This window comes from Acetobacter okinawensis, assembly GCF_002153655.1.
Lineage (GTDB): Bacteria > Pseudomonadota > Alphaproteobacteria > Acetobacterales > Acetobacteraceae > Acetobacter > Acetobacter okinawensis_A.
This window is the reverse complement of record NZ_JOPJ01000005.1, coordinates 1-17,418: the sequence shown is the minus strand read 5'-3', so window position 1 is coordinate 17,418 and position 17,418 is coordinate 1. Positions and strand designations below refer to the sequence as shown.

The following is a 17,418-nucleotide window of genomic DNA, read 5'->3' as shown; positions in this document are numbered from 1 at the left end:
AAGGCTGTTCAGCTTTTGGTTTGAACACGCTTGAGCAGTTTAAGGCCCAGAGCTTTGTTAAAGCCGTGGATCTCCTTCACATCCAGCTTGCGCATAAAGTCCACAATACCTTGGGTAATCACCTGCCCCGGCACCATAATGGGGAAGCCCGGCGGGTAGGGAATAACAAAGTTGGCGGACACAAGAGCCGGGCCGGATTGCAGGCGCTGGGCAATTTCGGGGCTGTCCAGCGGTATGTATTCGCACTCTGCTTCATTATACGCATCATAAAAGGCGCGGCGGATATCCCCGTGCAGGGTGCTGGCGTTGGGCTGGTCGCGGTAGCGGTCATCAAAATGGCTGAAGTTGGGCAGATCGGGCAGATCGTCCACCAGTTCATGCACCTTGCTTGCGAAGGATTTCTGATATCCATCGTCATTATCAAGGAGTTTTTTCTCAATATCGGTTGCGATGTCCACCAGAACACGGATCAGCAAGGCAATATCGGAGCGGTTGTTGTTGATGTTGGATTGCAGCAGAACGCTGTTACGTGATGTTTTGTTGAGCTGGATGTTGAACTTGTCAGCCAGAATGTTTTTGAACGTCGTGCCATCAAAGCCTGCCGCCCCGCATGACAGGGTCATGCGTGTGGGGTCCAGCAGGAACTCGTCATTCTTGATGGACTGGAGCGCTTTATCCCAGCTCAGGGCGGGGTCATTGTAATCGGCCAGCCCCGAAGTGCGGAACGTGTCGGGGATCATTTCCGCGTTGTTGAGCACACGGAAGTATTTGGAAATCAGCGGGTGGCTGTTGATCTGTTTGCGAATTTCCAGCGCAATCTGCAAGGCATTGCTGACCAGCCCGTAGCCTTCAAGTTGCATCTGCCTGCGGGCAACATCCAGCGATGCAATGATCTGGAGGTTGGGGCTGGTTGAGGCATGCGTGAACACAGCCTCATGGAACTGGGATTCCACATGGTCAAAGTCCACATCCTTGACCAGTACAATGGAGCCCTGACGCAGGGCTGACATGGATTTATGCACGGAGTTGGTCTGGTACACCCGCAGCCGCACGGCGCGTGGGTCTGGCACCAGCCGGGTGTTCAGCAGGGTTTCATCACCGGGGGTGTCCCCCAGTGCGTCTGCCTGCCTGTCCCATGCGGCCTGAGCCTGCGGGCTTGCAAGGTATTCGGTCAGGTTGGCAGCAGCCCCCATGGCCGTGCGCTGGCGCAGCAGGGGCGACCAGTGGGCAAAGCCGAACCATGCCTCATCCCACAAAAAGATCAGGTCGGGTTTAATGGCAAGGCATTCTTCCATAACCCGGCGGGTGTCATACACATGGCCGTCAAACGTGCAGTTGGTCAGGTCCACCATTTTAACGCGGGCAAGGTCACCGTGGGCTTTAAGGGCCAGCAGCGCCTGCTTGATCGTGCGCAGCGGCACCCCGCCATACATGGAGTATTCCACCAGCGGGAAGGCCTCCACATAATAAGGCTGCGCCCCGGCCAGCACGCACCCGTAATGGTGGGATTTGTGGCAGTTGCGGTCGAGAATAACAATGTCGCCCGGAGCCAGCAGGGCTTGGAGCACCATCTTGTTGCTGGTGGAGGTGCCATTGGTGACAAAAAAGGCGTGTTCCGCCCCAAAGGCCTGCGCTGCCATGGCCTGCGCGTCTTTAATGTTGCCGGTCGGCTCCAGCAGGCTGTCCAGCCCGCCGGTTGTGGCGGAGCTTTCGGCCAGGAACAGGTTGGGGCCGTAGAACTCGCCCATGTCGCTGATCCAGTTGGACGTAAAGACCGACTTGCCGCGCGCTATGGGCAGGGCATGGAAGGTGGCAATGGGGCGCTGTGCATAGCGCTTGAGGTTGTCAAAAAACGGCGTTCTGTACCGGTTGCGAATTCCTTCCAGAATGGACAGGTGCAGCTCCAGCGGCTCTTCCATCTGGTAGAAAATGCGGTTGAAAAAGCGGCTTTCGGGCCTGCCTGCCAGCGCTTCAATGTTTCTGTCGCTTAGCAGGTAGATGTCCATTTCCGGGCGGATTTTTTTAATCGCCTGTGCCAGTTGCAGCACCAGTGCTTCATCATCCCCCACGGTTGAGAAGTCGATAATGCTCTGCAAGGCTGCCAGTAGGGGGTTTTCTACCGCACTTTGGGCTGCAAGCCCTTCGTACAGGACAACCGCCCCGATATCGGGGTTGAGCAGGATTCCCGTCAGGGCGTCCTGCGCGTTGCCGACAATAACCGGCTGGTAGATAAAATCGTCCTCGGGGCGGCGCACGCCGCGTGCTTCTTCCTGAATAAGCGGCCAGCGCGAGGGCGCATGCGGCACAACGCTCAGCACCTCAAAATAGGGCGTGTTTTTAAGGTGGGTTATGGCCTGCGGCAGGCGGTTGAGCGGTTCGTCATCATGGTCATCCATGTTCCATGATGCGGCATCCCGGTGGTATTTGCGCGAGACAATGGTGGTTGAAATACGCTGGGCCAGCCGCAGGAAGGCCCTGTTGTCATCCTCGCCCAGAAAGCTTTTGAGCCGTTCAAGAAGCTGCGCGCCGGGATAAGCAAAAAACCGTTCAATCTCATCCAGTTTGGCCAGTGCTGCGGAGAGATTTTTTTTAATGTCTGCGCCGTTGGCTGCCGACCATTTGCGTGCAAGGTCCAGAACCGCCAGCCAGCGGTCCGCGCGCAGGGCGGGCGTTGCCAGAGAGGCGCTGATAAGCGAACGTGAGGGCTGGTCGCAAGATGTGCTGGAAGACATGGAAGTTTTCCCTGTTTTATACAAAACTGAAGAAAAATAAGTCGGTTTTTAAGGTTTTGTGGTGGGGCTGGCGCTGCCCGTTATTTGTTGACGGGGATAGTCACCACAGCGCCGGGATTAAGGGTTGTTTTGGAAAGTTCAAGCAGCATCTGGGTAATTGTAAAAGCCAGCTTGCTTTCAAAATCTCCGCGCTCAATCCAGTAATAGTAGTGGTCGTACTGGATGGCGACAAATGCATTGTCAGGCTGTTTGCGCCCGGAGTGTACGTCCATCAGGGGTTTTTCGCCCGCATGGCCGGTGCTGTCCACGGATTTGCGCGTATTGCCGGAGGAGACCTCATCATCAGGAATCTGAATCTGGTAGGCAATCTGGCCAAGTATGCTCAGCATGCTGCGTGTCAGTAGTTTGATCTGCCCCGGAGCGGGGGCACCAACACCATAGACCACTTCCATCCGGTCATATTTTGGAGAGAAGTTGAGTGCTTTTCTGGTTTTTTCCACAATGGTGGAGAGGTTGGGGTCCGATGTCGGGGAAATGCTCAGGAAAACACGACTGCTTTCCCCTTCCTTTCCATTGGTGCTGGGTGTCTGCTGCAACTGAATGTTCAAAAGACCCGCTGCTTGTAACAGCCGCAGGTCATGTACAAGCCCGAAAAAATCCACGCTATGTGCGTCTATCTCGGCATCAAGGTCACCTGCATTACGCGAAAATGGACGATTATTGCTCATAAGATTGATGGACTGCACAGACAGGCGCAGCAAAACATCTATGGGCAGGCCGCCCATGGCCAGCGGCAGCAGGCTGGCAGGTGGCAAGGGGCGCAGGAAGTTATGGGCGTAGGCATCCCCCGTCACCGGCTGGAAGGTAAAAGTCGGTGTTTCCTGCAACTGTGCGGCTATGCCGCCATTGGGGCGTATGGGAAAAGTATCGGATGCAACACCAAGAAAAGCATTTCTCTGGAGCTGGTAACCCGAGATCAGCTGTGTTGTATCCAAAAACCCGGGTGTGTCGGCGTAGCGTAGGCGCACAAGGTTGGAGAGTGTTTGCCTTTTTCCGGCTTCGATCATGGAACTTGCGTATTGGTCCTGATCTTTTCCGAGTTTATAACTTCCAATACTGTAGCAACCGCTTGTCAATAAAATGAGAGAGCCACACAATATTCTTTCAGCTACACGTTTCATGTGTCACCTTTCAGAATGTCGGATTTGCTCAAACATTCTAGAGTGAAAAATATAATACCTTGTTTTAGAGCATTATTCCCAAGAACCGGCAAGGTGGAATGTCCGTGTCACATTTTTGTGACGCATAATTCTTTCTACAATTTGTTTATTATTTTATAACTTGTTATTTAATACTTAACATAAGATTTTGTGGGGTTTCTTCCAGGGCTGCTCTCTTGTGTTTTTGGAGTGTGTGCAGTTAAAACCGCCCGAACATATCCATGCGTATGCAGTGCAAAGCATGGGAAAAACCCAGTACGCACGAGGATAAAATGAAAAAATACCTGTTTTCAACACTGGTTGTCGCCCTGTCCGCCTGTGCGACCAGCCCGGACAAGGTCAAGGCCCAGTATATGCCCGATACGGCCTATGCCAGCCTGACCTGCCCGCAACTGGCAGAGGCGGAACTCAAACAGGGGGATGAGGTCTCGGGTCTGTATAACAGTCAAAGACGCGCACATAAGACAGACACATGGACTGTGCTGGCCGTAGGTGTGCCGCTCTCCGGTATGCTGGATGAGGACAAGCAGGAGCAGCTTGCGCGCGCAAAAGGCAAGCTGGACGCCATACACCGTGTGCAACATGCCAGGGTGTGCCCCGGTATTTCGGCCCCTGCATGAGCATCTGACATTCAGGAAAAGAAAGTTTGGTGTCCGCGGCGGGATTCGAACCCACGGCCCCAGGATTCATCCCACTACAGTTTTCACAGCCGCTCCGTTGCCGGAGCGTTTGTGGGCTGGACTGTCCCTTTGCCATGGACCTGTGTTGACAGGTCTTTAGGCACCGCCCGTCCAGTCTCTACACCTTCCGCCCCAAAGGGTGGCTTGGCTCGGGATTGGCAAGGCCCTTGCAGGCCGTAGCGTTCCCCGACTTTGAGCGGATTCACCATAATGTTTCCAGTTATGGTGCCCAATTAAATAGGAATCCTGTGCTCTATCCTGCTGAGCTACGCGGACACACCGCTTGTGTATACTGAATGCCCAAGCCCCGGACAAGGGGAAAAGCAGGGCTTTACCGGCGGCTGTACAGGGCGGCGCGGGCTGCCAGTGTTGCAATGTAGCGGCGGCAGAGCAGCACATCGGGGGCTCCTGTCTGCTTGCAGGCCAGTTCCAGTGCTTGCAGCTCCGCCAGTTCTTTGGTGAGTGCGCTCAGGGACCAGACCTCCAACGCGCGGCCAAAGCTTGCCGTGCGTTTGAAAAAAACCGGCGGGCGCAGGGTCTTGAGCGCATCACTCCGGCTCTGCCCCTCTGCCATTGCAGCCCGGACCCGGCGCAGGCGGTGCAGATGGCCCATAAAGGCGCGAATAATGGCTATGGGAGCGGTGCCTTCGGCTAGCGCACGCTCAAGGGCTGTGTCGGTTTCTGTCCTGTTGCCTTCGGTTGCAGCAAACGCTGCATCTTCCACCGATACGCTCCCGGCATCTCCAATGCAGGCGCGCACGTCCTCCAGTGCCAGTGTTCCTGTGTCCCCCGCATAGAGGGCCAGTTTTTCCACCTCGCTCCGTGCGGCGGCGCGGTCTGCACCCAGCCGGACGGCCAGCCAGTGCAGGGCGTCTGCATCAATGCGCACATTGTGCGCGCTCAGCATCTGGGTAATGGAGGATTCGAGGTTGCGCCCTTCCTCGGGGTAGCAGCCAATGCTTGCGCACTGGGCCTGTTTTTCCATGAGCTGGCGCAGCTTGGAGCGCGAGGCAAGGCCGGGGGCCTCAAGTATGACCAGCGTGTCCGTGTTCTGGGCCAGAACATGCTCAACGGGCTTGAGCAGCGTATCGGAGGCATCGCGCACACGCACAACACGGCGACCACCCATAAGGGAGAGTGCTGTTGCCTCCTCCTCCAGCCGGTTGTGGGTTTCCCTGTCCAGCAGAGCAATGCGGAAGGGGTCATCCAGCGTGCCTGCCAGCCTTTGCGTGGCCTGCAAAGCGCGTTCACGGATCAGCCCCGTATCCTCCCCGTGGAGCAGGATAACACGCCACGCTCCGGGGTCGTTCAGAACGCGGGTGGTGCCGCGGGCGTCTATTTTCATGACCAGCCCGCCTCTGTGTCAGAAAGTGGTGTCAATCGGTGCGCGCCCGGTCGCCATGTCGGGAATGGCGTCAGCACCTTCCTGCTCCGTTGGTGCGGCTTTTTCGGATTCGGGAATGGCGTTGGGCGAGGGATAAAAGGCCTTTGGCCGGTCATTGGGCGCGGCAGCCGGGGTGGCGCGGGTTTTAAACCACGTAGCGACCTGCTGTGTCACCTGCTCGCCCAGTGCCTGCGCCATGCGGGCTTCGGTCGATTCCATGTTCAGGGTCTGGGCAAAATACTGTTCGTAGCTGCTCGTATAGCCGTCCATGGCCTGCGTGTTGCCCTGAGCCAGCAGTTGTGGGTTGGCGTCTATGCTCAGGAGCTGCCAAGTGGCCGAGGCCAGCATACGTGTGCGTCCACTTGTGTTGTCACCATGGATATCAACGGCTTCGGCGCTCAGGCCGGGTTGGATCACAAGCTTGTATCTGTGCGGGTCTTCCGGACCATCGCTGGCCATCTGGGACTGAAGGGCCAGGCGGAGCTGCTGGCCAAAGCGTGAGGGAATATTGGCGACGTAAACGTCTTTGAGTTCGGACGAGATCTCCACCGCCCCCTTTTCCTCCCCGTATAAAGGCCGGAAGCCACAGCCGCTCAGGAGCAGAGGGGCTGCCATAAGGGCGGTTGTGGCCAGTGTGGCCTTGCAAAGGGAGAAAAAGGAGCGGGTCGGGGTCATCAGCCTGCCGTTACAAAATTAACAATGCGGTTGGGCACATGCACGCGTTTGACAATGCGTTTGCCCTCCAAAAGCCGCGCCACGTTAGGCTCGGCTTCCGCACGGGCCAGTACGGCGGCGGCATCCTCGTCTGGCAGGGCTTCTATGGTGCCGCGGAGCTTGCCCAGAATCTGCACGGCAATGGTCACCTGCGTGGCCGCCAGCAGGTCTGGCAGCGGGGTAGGCCATGCCTGTGTGGCGGCAAGGCCTGCGGCGGGCTCCAGTGCCGCAAACATTTCTTCTGCCAGATGCGGCATCATGGGGGCGCAGAGCAGGCACAGAATGTGTGCGGCCTCGCGCCGGGCAAAATCCATGCCGGCAACGCTGGCTGCTTTTTCTGCATCCGCCAGAGCGGAGGTCAGCTCGTGAATGCGCGCCACGGCCACGTTAATGGCAAAGCTTTCCAGCGCTTCGGTCACGGCCGCCAGTGTGCGGTGCGTGGTGCGGCGCAGGGTGTCGGCCTTGCGGTCCATATCTGCCGGGCAGGCAGGGGTGGCTGGCACGCTGGCTGCAACCGTGCAGACCGTGCGGAACAGGCGCTGGGCAAAGCGTGCAGCCCCGGCCACACCGGCCTCGGTCCATTCCATGTCACGCTCGGGGGGGCTGTCGGAGAGGACAAACCAGCGTGCGGTATCAGCCCCAAAACGCTCGATAATGGCCACGGGGGCCACGGTGTTGCGCTTGGACTTGGACATTTTTTCCACCCGGCCCACGGTTACGGGCTCGGTGGTGCCGCGCTTGACCACGCCTTCAGCCGTGCGTTCCACCTCTTCGGGGTAGAGCCAGTGGCCTGCGCTGTCCTTGTAGCTTTCGTGGCTGACCATACCTTGGGTGAACAGGCCTGCAAATGGCTCGTCCACATTCAGGTTGCCTGTGCGGTGCATCGCGCGGGTAAAGAAGCGCGCATAAAGCAGGTGCAGAATGGCGTGTTCAATCCCGCCAATATACTGGTCCACGGCCAGCCAGCCATCGGCGGCCTCGCGCACGGTGGGGGTGGGGGCGTGGGGTGCGGTAAAGCGGGCAAAATACCACGAGCTGTCCACAAACGTGTCAAACGTATCGGTCTCCCGCGTGGCGGGGCTGCCGCAGCATGGGCAGGTGGTGTGCTTCCATGTCGGGTGGTGGTCGAGCGGGTTGCCGGGTTTGTCGAACGTCACATCCTCGGGCAGTTTGACCGGGAGTTGCTCGTCCGGCACGGGCACGGCCCCGCATGTGGGGCAATGAATGACCGGAATGGGGCAGCCCCAGTACCGCTGGCGCGAAATGCCCCAGTCACGCAGGCGCCAGTTGACAACACCTTCGCCCACGCCAAGGTCCTGCAGGCGGGCAATGGCGGTCTTGCGTGCCTGTTCGGTGGTCTGCCCGTCCAGAAAACCGGAGTTGATCATGGTGCCATCACCCGTATAGGCGGTGGTGGTGATGGCAAAATCCGCCTGATCCTTGCCTTCGGGCAGCACAACCGGGGTAACTGGCAGGGCGTATTTATGGGCGAAGTCCAGATCGCGCTGGTCACCCGATGGGCAGCCGAACAGGGCACCCGTGCCGTAGTCCATCAGCACAAAATTGGCGATCCAGATGGGAAAGCTCTTGTCCATGAACGGGTGGTTAACGCGCAGGCCCGTATCAAACCCGCGTTTTTCCGCCGTTTCCACTGCCTCGACCGATGTGCCAAGGCGGCGACATTCGGCTACAAAATCCGCGGCCTGCGGGTTCTGTTCAGCCACCCACTGGGCCAGCGGATGGTCCGGTGCAATGGCCAGGAAAGACATGCCAAACAGCGTGTCCGGGCGGGTGGTGAACACTTCCACCGCGTTCAGGTTGGTATCCAGCCCAACCGGGGGTTCATGCAGCGAGAAGGTGAGCTTTGCCCCTTCCGAGCGGCCAATCCAGCGTTCCTGCATGGTGCGTACGCGTTCGGGCCAGCGGTCAAGGGTCTTCAGCCCGTCCAGCAGATCCTCGGCAAAGTCGGTAATGCGCAGGAACCACTGGGAGAGTTTTTTCTTTTCAATGGGAGCGCCTGAGCGCCAGCCCTTGCCGTCCACCACCTGCTCGTTGGCCAGTACGGTCTGGTCCACCGGGTCCCAGTTCACCCAGCTTTCGCGCCGTTCCACCAGCCCGGCCTGCATGAAGTCGAGGAACAGCTTCTGCTGCTTGCCATAATATTCGGGCAGGCAGGTTGCGATCTCGCGGTCCCAGTTGAGCGAAAAGCCGAGCCGCTGGAGGGTGGCGCGCATGGCGGCAATGTTGTTGAGCGTCCATTCCTGCGGGTGCACGCCACGCTCGCGCGCCGCGTTTTCTGCTGGCAGGCCAAAGGCGTCCCACCCCATGGGGTGCAGCACTGCAAAGCCGCGTGCGCGCTTGTAGCGGGCAATGACGTCCCCCAGCGCGTAGTTGCGGACATGGCCCATGTGCAACTGCCCCGAGGGGTAGGGAAACATTTCCAGCACATAATACTTGGGCTTATCCGCCGGAGGGACATCCGGAACGGTGAAGATATCGGCTTTTTCCCATGCCTGCTGCCATTTAGGCTCGACTGAGTTGAAGTCATAGGAAGGGGACGGGCTGGAAGGCTGGGACATGAGACTCTGGATCTACGCTTGCAGGCTAGGGGAAAGACGAAAGGGCAGGCACGGCCACGGGTGGGCGTGTCAGTCCTGATTGTTGTTGTCGGCGCGGAGCTTGCGTGCGCGGGAGAGAATGCGCGTGGCAATATCGGACGCGGTGTTGGGGGCGGGGGGGGTGTCGACCCATGTGCCGTCCTGCTTGAGCTGGCGGAACACGCTCAGGCGCAGCGCATCGGAGCGCAGGCGGCGGTCCAGCACAAAGGCGGTAATCTTGAACCGCTCGTCATGTGTTGCGGGCGGTGTGTACCAGTCGGTCAGGATAATCCCGCCTTCCGCATCAGCCGTGGCTACGGGCATGAAGGACAGCGTATCCAGTGCGGCGCGCCACAGATAGGCGTTTACGCCGCCCTTAAGGCTGTCTTCCCCACCGGATGCACCGCGGTCTTCTGCCAGCAGGTGGTTGTGTGGCGTGGCAATTCCGGTCTGGGAGCGGTCAAAGAGCGAGCACGCGCTCAACAGGCTGACCCCGGCTATGGCCGTGGTGGCGGCCACCCATTTGCGGAGTGGCTTAAGCGGGGGACGACTTGCAGCGGCATGGCTGGGCATGAGACGGCGAAGCATGGCGTTGATGTGGCTCCTTGGCGCTGGGGTATCCGTCTTTCCCGGTCCGCCGGATAAAAAAACAAGTCAGCTCTGGCTGGCGGCACAGGTGTTCCTGTCCGCCTTCATATCCTTTCAACTCTTTTCCGCCAAGCGTCTGCGTGGCCTGTGTGCGCTGGCAGGTTGGGGCGGGTGTGGCTGTGGGGCGGTTCAGGGTTGGGGCAGGTGGAGTGCGCGGCAGAGTTTTTGCCGCATGGCGCAGGGCAGGTAGCCGTAATGTCCCTCCACGGTCTGCTGGGTCAGCGGGGTTTGCAAACGGTGCAGCCGTTGGCGGTAATCCTGCGCCAAAGACTGGTGGCCCAGCATGTTGGCTGCAGCCAAGGCGGGTACAAGAATGGCTGAGCGGTCCGGGCAGGTGGTCAGGATCTCGCGCGCAAGGCGCAGTGTTTCCTCGTGCCGGTCGGCTAAAAAACAGGACAGCACAAACTCCTGATCGGGGGCAGCAAAAAAAGGAGCGGTGGGGGCGACACCAAAAAAATCGCTGTAAATATGGGCAGCCCTGACCGCATCACCCCGGCACAGGGCGGCCAGCCCGCTTGGGAGCACCTGTGTGCTTGCGCGGGAATCGGCTGACTGGGTGAGTGGCGCCTGCGCATGCAGGAACAGGGCCTCCTCGGTCTGGTTGGCGTAAAACAGGGTGGTTGTTAGCATGGAGTGGAGGGCCGTATTGCCGGGGAACAGGGCAAAGTTGCGCCGGAGCATGCAGAGCATGGGCTGGATATAGTCGGCCACGGGCATACGCCACTCCTCATACATGCGCATGAGCAGGTAGTGCATGTGAACAAAAAACAGGAACTGGTTGTCTGGTGCGCGTTTTTCGGCCTCGGCCAGCAGGTGTTCAATGGTGGGGTATGCCGTGCGGTCGCGGCGGACGCTCAGGGTTAAGGCGCGCAACCCCTGCCCAAAGGGCGACAGCTCGGCCACGGGTCTGCTGGCGACCTTGCGGGCCTCCCCCATGAGCAGGCTGAAAAGGAGTACGGCTGCAAACCGGCTGGACTGGGCGTGCAGTGTGGCGGTGCTCAGGTGCAGCCTGTGGCCCCACACGATGGTGTTGTCCGTGCGGGTGTCAAACGCCTGCAACAGACAGGTTGCCTCGCCCTCGCTGGTGCTCAGCACACTCAGGCCGATCAGGTAGTCCCACCGCCCGAGCAGGGGCAGGGGGTGCAACAGGGCAGGGCTTGCGGGTTCGGCCTGCACGCTTACGCCCAGCACACCGTGCATGGCCATGTCCTGCCCCAGTTCACGGCAGAACTGTTCGCCCAGAGCCATACCGGCTGCCTGCTCTGGCGTGCTGGCAGTGTTAAGGAACACCGTGGCGGCCAGTGTGGGCAGGGGTGGTTCGGGCGTGGGCTGGCTGGTGCTGGCGGAGGGGGGGCGTATTGTAGCACTGGGCGGGCGTGTGGCCTGCGTGGTGTTCTGGTGTGTTGCCCGCAACTGCGTAATCAGGTGCATGGTCTGCTGCCCCGGCGTGGTGCCCAGGGTGGTCTCGAACGTGCGCAGGCAGGTCTCCGCGCCCAAAAGGGCGGCTCCTTCCTCCTTGTTACGCATGGCGGCCTGAATATGGGCGCGCCATGCGCCTTCGTTCAGGGGGGTCAGGCGCAGCAGCCTGTGCGTTGCCGCCATAATGGTGGCCGGGTCGGTGGCGCTGGTCATCAGCGCTTCAAGCTGGATAATCTTGTGGTCGAGCAGGCGGTTACGTTCTTCCTCCAGCCAGATAGCAAACATCGGATCAACCGCGCTCAGGTCCTCCAGCAAAGGGGGCAGGGGGTTGGGCAGGTCCATAATCGTCTGGGCTGTGGTGCTGAGCGCGTGTTCCACATCAATATCGGTCAGGCCCGGGCGGATGGCCAGCGTGTGGCGCTGCACGTCCAGCACCTCCGGCCCAAGGGGGGAGAGAATGTCCATCAGCCGGTGGATTTCCTGCCGTAGGGAGGCACGCGCCTGATCGGGGGCGCGCGTACTCCACAGCAGTTCCGCCAGCCGTGTGCGGGCCACAGGCCGCCGGTTGGACAGGGCCAGAATGGCCAGCAGTGCGCGCGTTTTGGTCCCTGTTGGCAGGAGGGAAAGTCCGGTACTGGAAATAACGCGCATGTGCCCGAGCAGAAAAATATTCAGCAACGGACGGTCAGGCAAAGAGCCATTAGGGCTGGGTGGGGCGTGCATGGGTGCTGGGTCCGTTGGTTACCTTGGAGGAGGTACCGGTCACGAACCTTGAGGGTATTCACGCCGGTCGGGTGGGAGCTTGTAAGCCTTGATTTGTGTAGAAATAATATTTTAGCAAAAAGTAAACATGAACGTCATGTAACTTTTCAGGGTGTGACGGCAATGCAGGACAACCCCTGCTGGCGCAGGGCGGTGCATATGCTGTCGGTCTGCCCGGAGGGAAGCCCGGCAAGCCGTGTGCGCCAGACCGGGGGCCGCCCGGAGGGCGAGACCTTTTCCACCTGGTTGAGCGCGTGGCTGAGAGCCGCGGAGGAGTGCCGCGCAATGGCAATGGCATGCATGGCCCGCGCGGGGGAGGAAAAAGCCCCGATCTGGATGACGGCACTGCCCGAGGTGCCTGTTGTACGCCAGACAATGCCGGGGCCAGCAAGGGCTGTGGTGCTGACACTGCGATAAGTGGCGGGCTGGTAGCTGGCGGGCTGCGTATCCGTTGTGCCGGAGTCGGCTTGTGTGGGGGCGTCCAGTACCGGGGCAGGGCCATCAGCCCCGGCGTAGGGCGGGGGCAGCGTGTCATCAGCCAGCGGGGGGGCGCTGGCCTGCCCGTTGGCCAGAGGAGCCGTTTGGGGCTCAGCCTGCGCCAACTGTATGGGAGTGCTTGCAGGCATGGTCTGCACGGGGCTGGGGTAGGGCTGCTGCGCGGGCAGGGTGCTGGCGGGGACAGGGTCGTTCAGGTGTGGGGTAATGGCGGCCATGTAGGTGCGCGCATAACCGGGCAGGGGTGCTCCGCGGGAGCGGTGGTTGTCCATGCATTGCGGGCCGCAGTTATAGGCTCCCAGAAAATCGGGGGAGCCAAAGCGGTCGTATAGCTCGCGGATGTAGCCGCTGGCCGCCATGATGTTGTCGTGCGGGTTATAGGGGTCCGATCCAAGGTGGTAGCGCTGGGCAAGCTCGGCATAGGTGTCAGGCTTGATCTGCATAAGCCCGACCGCACCATGCACCGAGCGGGTCAAATGCCCGTTCATATACTGGTGCCCCCCCGATTCCTGCTGCATGACAGCGCGGATCCACGATTGCGGGATGGAAAACCGGTCCGAGGCTTCGTGGATGTAAGGCCCCCACGGGTTCAGGGCTGACCCCGGAGCATTGTACGATGTTCTGCCCGGTCCCGCGCAGGCGGCCAGCACGGACAGCCCGCCCAGAGCGGCAAGGGAAAAGGCCCTGCGCCAGACACGGCGGCCTGCACAGGTAAGGGAACGCGGCAGCATGCCCCCATGGTGCCCTTTTGGGCGGGGGAATGTAAATGCCCCCGCGAGGGGGCAGTGTGTTTGCGCGGCGGTTATTTGCCCCGTTTGCGCATGCTGGCGGTTATATCGTTCATCAGGTCCGGGTTTGTCCGGCGGATCTGGCTTGCGCGCAGTACGCTGGCAGCCGTGTAGCGGGGCCGTGTTGTCCAGTTTTCTAAAAACTGGAGGTCAGACAGGGTTTCCGGGCCATGCTGTCTCAGGGTTTTCAGCGCGGCGGGGGTAGTAATCCCTGGCGTGGTGCCGGGTTTACGCAACATGGTATAAATCCTGTAAGTTAAGCTGTTCTGCTCTTGACTGTTGCGCCACGGTGCCACTTGGGCATCTGGTGCGGGGTCTTAGAACACCCACAATGTGTCAATTTCAAGCGCTAAGCGGTTTTGTCATAAAACCATGACAATAAAAGAAATAACCCCTTAAATTTGTTAGGTTTTTTTTGTCGGGCTTTGTAAAATTTCCGTGCCCAGCCGCTCCAGTGCCACGCGCAGGGACTCATCGGCCATGTCGGGCAGGGTGCAGGTCTGGGTGGTGCTTGGGCGTGGTGCGCGTTTGCGGCGTATGCCTGCCGTGGGGTCCTGCACAAAGCGTAACCGCGCGACCAGTGGCTCCCCGCACCATGTGTTGATCCGCGCCATAAGCATGTCGGCCTGATGTTGCAGTTCCATGGCCACAGGCCCTGCGCAGGCGACTGTCAGCGTGCCGGTGCTGAGCCGGTGCGGGGTGGTGAGCGCGGCATGGGCGGGGCCAACCACATCGCCCCAGCAGGCAAACAGCATGGCCCCGGTGGGGGAGCGGCGGCGGAAGGCGGGTGCCGTTACATTGGGGAGCAGGGCTGCGAGTGTGCGCGCCTTCATCACGCGGCGGGGGGGCGGTGTGTCCTCCGTGGCGCTTTTGTTGGCAGGGGACTTGGCCCGTGTGCTGGCTGCGGGCCTGCGCTGCGTGGTGGCCTGCCGTGCGGGTGCCCCCGCCTTGCCCGAATGAAGTTCCTTCGTCATAACAGCCTCCGTGATTACGCCACCCGCCCACGCCCTGCTGCACTGGTATGACAGACACCGCCGCACCCTGCCCTGGCGCTGCACGGGGGGGGAGACACCAGACCCGTACCGCGTCTGGTTGAGCGAGATCATGCTTCAGCAGACAACGGTCAAGGCTGTCGGGCCATATTATCTCAGATTTGTGGAAAAATTTCCAACCGTGCAGGCGCTGGCCGCCGCCCCGCGGGATGATGTGCTGGCCGCATGGGCGGGGCTTGGCTATTACTCGCGCGCGCGCAACCTGCATGCCTGTGCGCAGGCCGTAGCGGCACTTGGCGGGTTCCCCCGCACGGTGGAGGGCTTGCGCGCCCTGCCCGGTATTGGCGCTTACACCGCAGCGGCTGTGGCGGCCATTGCCTTTGGCGTGCCAGTGGTGCCGGTGGATGGGAATGTGGAGCGCGTTACGGCGCGGCTGTACAATGTGCAGGACCCGTTGCCTGCTGCGCGCAAAACGCTGGCACAACTGGCCAGCGGGCTGAATGCGGATGCCCCCGCCCGCGCCCGCCCGTCCGATTTTGCACAGGCGCTGTTTGATCTGGGGTCCTCCCTGTGTTCGCCCCGCCAGCCAGCCTGCGGGCTGTGCCCGTGGCAGGGGGGGTGCGCAGGGCATGCGCAGGGCACAGCGGCCACGCTACCGCGCAAGACGCCCAAGGCGGAACGCCCGGCGCGGCATGGCGTGCATTTTATGGTCATGGATGCGGCAAGCCACGTGCTGCTGCGCAAACGGCCAGAAACCGGGCTGCTGGCTGCCATGACCGAACTGCCCGGCACCGCATGGCGCACGGAACCATGGGCCGAGGCCGAGGCGCTGGCGCAGGCCCCGACGGCCGCGCAGTGGGCCAGAGCAGGGGTGGTCAAACACGTGTTTACGCATTTTACGCTGTATGTGGTGGTTTACGCGGCACGCGTGGAGCGGTTTGCCAACACGGATGTTGCACAGGGGTTTTTGTTGCCGGTTGCGCAGGCCAAAACGGCATCTCTGCCATCAATTATGCAAAAATGTATGACAGCAGGATACGACTTCCTGCATCGTGCATGAAAAGCCGGTGTGTTCAGGCGCGGCGCACCCGGCAGGACAGCCATTAAGGCTGGGCCAGAATAAAGAAAAAAAGAGGTTACATGGTTTTCCACCATATTCCGCCACACGCCGAGCATGCGACTCAGGGCCACTCACAGGGGGGCAGGCCGGGTGTGCTGCTGCTCAACCTCGGTACACCGGAGGGGACGGGCTACCGCGCTGTGCGCCGCTACCTGTCCGAGTTCCTGTCTGACCGCAGGGTGATCGAGGGCTCGCCCCTGTTCTGGCAGCCCCTGTTGCAGGGCGTTATCCTGACCACCCGCCCCACGCGCAGTGGCCGTGCCTATGCCCGTGTGTGGGATGCGGAGCGGAATGAGAGCCCGCTGCGCACCTACACCCGCCATCAGGGCGAAAAACTGGCCGAGCAGCTGGCGGCCGACGGTGTGCCCGTGGCGTGGGGCATGCGCTACGGCAGCCCTAGCGTTGCGCAGGCGCTGCGTTCGCTCATGGAGCGTGGGTGTGACCGTATTGTGTGCCTGCCCCTGTACCCGCAGTACAGTGCCACCACCACGGCCACGGCCAACGACCAGCTTTTCCGGGTGTTGATGAAGCTGCGCAACCAGCCTGCCATCCGCACCGTGCCGTCCTTCCCCGATGACCCGGATTTTATTACCGCCGTGGCGTCTGCCATCCGCGAGGAGCAGGTGCATGCGCCGCAGCCCTTCCAGATGGTGGTGGCCTCCTTCCACGGTCTGCCACAGCAGTATGTGGACAAGGGCGATTCGTATCTGGCCGAATGTACCCGCACCGTGGCCGCCCTGCGCGCCGAACTGGGCATGGACGAGAGTACCCTGCCCATGACCTTTCAGTCCCGTTTTGGGCCGACAAAGTGGCTGGAGCCCTATACCGCACCCTTTATTGCGGGCCTGCCCGCCAAGGGCATCAGGCGCATTGCGGTGGTCACCCCCTGCTTTATGGCCGACTGCCTGGAAACGCTGGATGAAATCGGCCATGAGGTGCGTGAGGAGTTCATGCACGCAGGGGGCGAGTCCTTTACCCTTGTGCCCTGCCTGAACGACAGCCCGGCCAGCATCAGCCTGCTGGAAAAACTGGTCCGTCGTGAATTGCAGGGCTGGCTGTAACCCAGCCAGAGGCCCATGGCGCTGCCTATGTGCCTATGTGCCTATGTGCCTATGTGCCTATGTGCGGGTCTAAAAGGGGGCTTGTCCCCTACGCGCCCGTGCGTGTGGCTTTGGGGCGGGGGAGTGGGGTCTTGTCCGGGTACAGGCAGCTTTGCTGGGCTGCGCACCGCCAGCACTCGGGTTTGCGCGCCTTGCACACGTAGCGCCCCTGCAGAATAAGCCAGTGGTGGGAGTCGCGCATCATGGGCAGGGGAATGCGCACCTCCAGCTTTTTTTCCACCGCTTCCACCGTGCGGCCACGCCCAAGGCCCGAGCGGTTGGCCAGCCGGAATACATGCGTATCTACCGGCACCGTGGGTTGGTTGAACGCAACATTAAGCACCACATTGGCGGTCTTGCGCCCAACGCCTGCCAGTTTTTCCAGCGCCTCACGCGTGTGGGGGATCTGCCCGCCATGCTCTGCCAGCAACTGGCGGGAGAGTGCGACCACGTTTTTGGCCTTGTTGCGCCATAGCCCGATTGTGCGGATGAGTTCGCCCACCTGCTCATCCCCCAGTGCGGCCATGGCCTGCGGGGTGGGGGCGGCGGCAAAAAGAGCGGGGGTTACGCGGTTGACCGAGGCATCTGTCGCCTGCGCGGACAGCACAACCGCCACCAGCAGCGTAAAGGGTGTGGTGTAGTGCAGCTCCGTCTGTGCGTCGGGCCACGCGCGGGCCAGATCACCCAGAAAAAGCAGGACTTCCGGGTCCGTCATGTCACGCGGGGCCGTTGGGGGGCTGGTGGGTGTGGCGGGTTCTGCCTTTGCG

The 17,418-nt window shown here is 60.9% G+C and carries 14 protein-coding genes; 3 read left to right on the top strand and 11 right to left on the bottom strand.

Features of this window, described 5'->3' with window-relative positions; genetic code table 11:
* Positions 1-8: 8 nt before the first annotated feature.
* Together HK26_RS02750 and HK26_RS02745 are read right to left on the bottom strand one after the other, a co-directional pair.
* Entirely contained in the window at positions 9-2,732 is a 2,724-nt protein-coding gene (locus HK26_RS02750) for an aminotransferase class I/II-fold pyridoxal phosphate-dependent enzyme (RefSeq protein WP_086638396.1), read from the bottom strand.
* 80 nt (positions 2,733-2,812) lie between these two features.
* A complete protein-coding gene (locus HK26_RS02745; protein WP_257640828.1) occupies positions 2,813-3,799 on the bottom strand; it encodes a hypothetical protein in 987 nt (328 codons plus the stop codon).
* A gap of 425 nt (positions 3,800-4,224) precedes the next feature.
* Between HK26_RS02745 and HK26_RS02740 the strand changes: the two genes are divergently transcribed.
* Complete coding sequence (locus HK26_RS02740; RefSeq protein WP_086638404.1) at positions 4,225-4,572, top strand: hypothetical protein; 348 nt, start codon at positions 4,225-4,227, stop codon at positions 4,570-4,572.
* Positions 4,573-4,963: 391 nt separating this feature from the next.
* Here HK26_RS02740 and holA read toward each other — a convergent pair whose 3' ends face one another.
* From holA to HK26_RS02700, 8 genes are all read right to left on the bottom strand, one after another.
* Positions 4,964-5,977, bottom strand: a complete 1,014-nt coding sequence (gene holA / locus HK26_RS02735; protein ID WP_086638394.1) for a DNA polymerase III subunit delta — start codon at positions 5,975-5,977, stop codon at positions 4,964-4,966.
* An 18-nt stretch (positions 5,978-5,995) separates the two neighbouring features.
* Positions 5,996-6,691, bottom strand: a complete 696-nt coding sequence (locus HK26_RS02730) for a hypothetical protein (RefSeq protein ID WP_086638393.1) — start codon at positions 6,689-6,691, stop codon at positions 5,996-5,998.
* The gene (gene leuS, locus HK26_RS02725; protein ID WP_086638392.1) at positions 6,691-9,309 is read right to left on the bottom strand and encodes a leucine--tRNA ligase; all 2,619 of its coding nucleotides are present in this window, start codon (positions 9,307-9,309) and stop codon (positions 6,691-6,693) included. The genes HK26_RS02730 and leuS overlap by 1 nt, the downstream gene beginning before the upstream one ends.
* A gap of 69 nt (positions 9,310-9,378) precedes the next feature.
* Complete coding sequence (locus tag HK26_RS02720; RefSeq protein ID WP_086638391.1) at positions 9,379-9,915, bottom strand: DUF3576 domain-containing protein; 537 nt, start codon at positions 9,913-9,915, stop codon at positions 9,379-9,381.
* 189 nt (positions 9,916-10,104) lie between these two features.
* Entirely contained in the window at positions 10,105-12,117 is a 2,013-nt protein-coding gene (locus HK26_RS02715) for an AfsR/SARP family transcriptional regulator (RefSeq protein WP_086638390.1), read from the bottom strand.
* Between the two features lie 146 nt (positions 12,118-12,263).
* Entirely contained in the window at positions 12,264-13,382 is a 1,119-nt protein-coding gene (locus HK26_RS02710; RefSeq protein ID WP_086638389.1) for a transglycosylase SLT domain-containing protein, read from the bottom strand.
* Positions 13,383-13,453: 71 nt separating this feature from the next.
* Positions 13,454-13,678 carry a hypothetical protein gene (locus HK26_RS02705; protein ID WP_086638388.1) on the bottom strand — a complete coding sequence of 75 codons (225 nt, stop codon included), beginning with the start codon at positions 13,676-13,678 and terminating at the stop codon, positions 13,454-13,456.
* Positions 13,679-13,843: 165 nt separating this feature from the next.
* The gene (locus tag HK26_RS02700; protein WP_180539280.1) at positions 13,844-14,413 is read right to left on the bottom strand and encodes a DciA family protein; all 570 of its coding nucleotides are present in this window, start codon (positions 14,411-14,413) and stop codon (positions 13,844-13,846) included.
* Between the two features lie 10 nt (positions 14,414-14,423).
* Between HK26_RS02700 and HK26_RS02695 the strand changes: the two genes are divergently transcribed.
* Together HK26_RS02695 and hemH are read left to right on the top strand one after the other, a co-directional pair.
* Entirely contained in the window at positions 14,424-15,491 is a 1,068-nt protein-coding gene (locus HK26_RS02695; RefSeq protein ID WP_086638387.1) for an A/G-specific adenine glycosylase, read from the top strand.
* Positions 15,492-15,571: 80 nt separating this feature from the next.
* Entirely contained in the window at positions 15,572-16,612 is a 1,041-nt protein-coding gene (gene hemH, locus HK26_RS02690; protein ID WP_086638386.1) for a ferrochelatase, read from the top strand.
* 88 nt (positions 16,613-16,700) lie between these two features.
* Here the strand turns inward: hemH and nth are convergent.
* A partial coding sequence (nth, locus tag HK26_RS02685) for an endonuclease III (protein WP_257640827.1) occupies positions 16,701-17,418 on the bottom strand: 718 nt, incomplete at its 5' end.

Bases quoted from the DNA above. Each gene is read 5' to 3' on its own strand.
- HK26_RS02710 (WP_086638389.1), bottom strand. From the start codon at position 13,382: ATGCTGCCGCGTTCCCTTACCTGTGCAGGCCGCCGTGTCTGGCGCAGG.
- hemH (WP_086638386.1), top strand. From the start codon at position 15,572: ATGGTTTTCCACCATATTCCGCCACACGCCGAGCATGCGACTCAGGGC.
- HK26_RS02700 (WP_180539280.1), bottom strand. From the start codon at position 14,413: ATGACGAAGGAACTTCATTCGGGCAAGGCGGGGGCACCCGCACGGCAG.
- HK26_RS02715 (WP_086638390.1), bottom strand. From the start codon at position 12,117: ATGCACGCCCCACCCAGCCCTAATGGCTCTTTGCCTGACCGTCCGTTG.
- leuS (WP_086638392.1), bottom strand. From the start codon at position 9,309: ATGTCCCAGCCTTCCAGCCCGTCCCCTTCCTATGACTTCAACTCAGTC.
- holA (WP_086638394.1), bottom strand. From the start codon at position 5,977: ATGAAAATAGACGCCCGCGGCACCACCCGCGTTCTGAACGACCCCGGA.
- HK26_RS02750 (WP_086638396.1), bottom strand. From the start codon at position 2,732: ATGTCTTCCAGCACATCTTGCGACCAGCCCTCACGTTCGCTTATCAGC.
- HK26_RS02740 (WP_086638404.1), top strand. From the start codon at position 4,225: ATGAAAAAATACCTGTTTTCAACACTGGTTGTCGCCCTGTCCGCCTGT.
- HK26_RS02745 (WP_257640828.1), bottom strand. From the start codon at position 3,799: ATGATCGAAGCCGGAAAAAGGCAAACACTCTCCAACCTTGTGCGCCTA.
- HK26_RS02705 (WP_086638388.1), bottom strand. From the start codon at position 13,678: ATGTTGCGTAAACCCGGCACCACGCCAGGGATTACTACCCCCGCCGCG.
- HK26_RS02730 (WP_086638393.1), bottom strand. From the start codon at position 6,691: ATGACCCCGACCCGCTCCTTTTTCTCCCTTTGCAAGGCCACACTGGCC.
- HK26_RS02720 (WP_086638391.1), bottom strand. From the start codon at position 9,915: ATGCTTCGCCGTCTCATGCCCAGCCATGCCGCTGCAAGTCGTCCCCCG.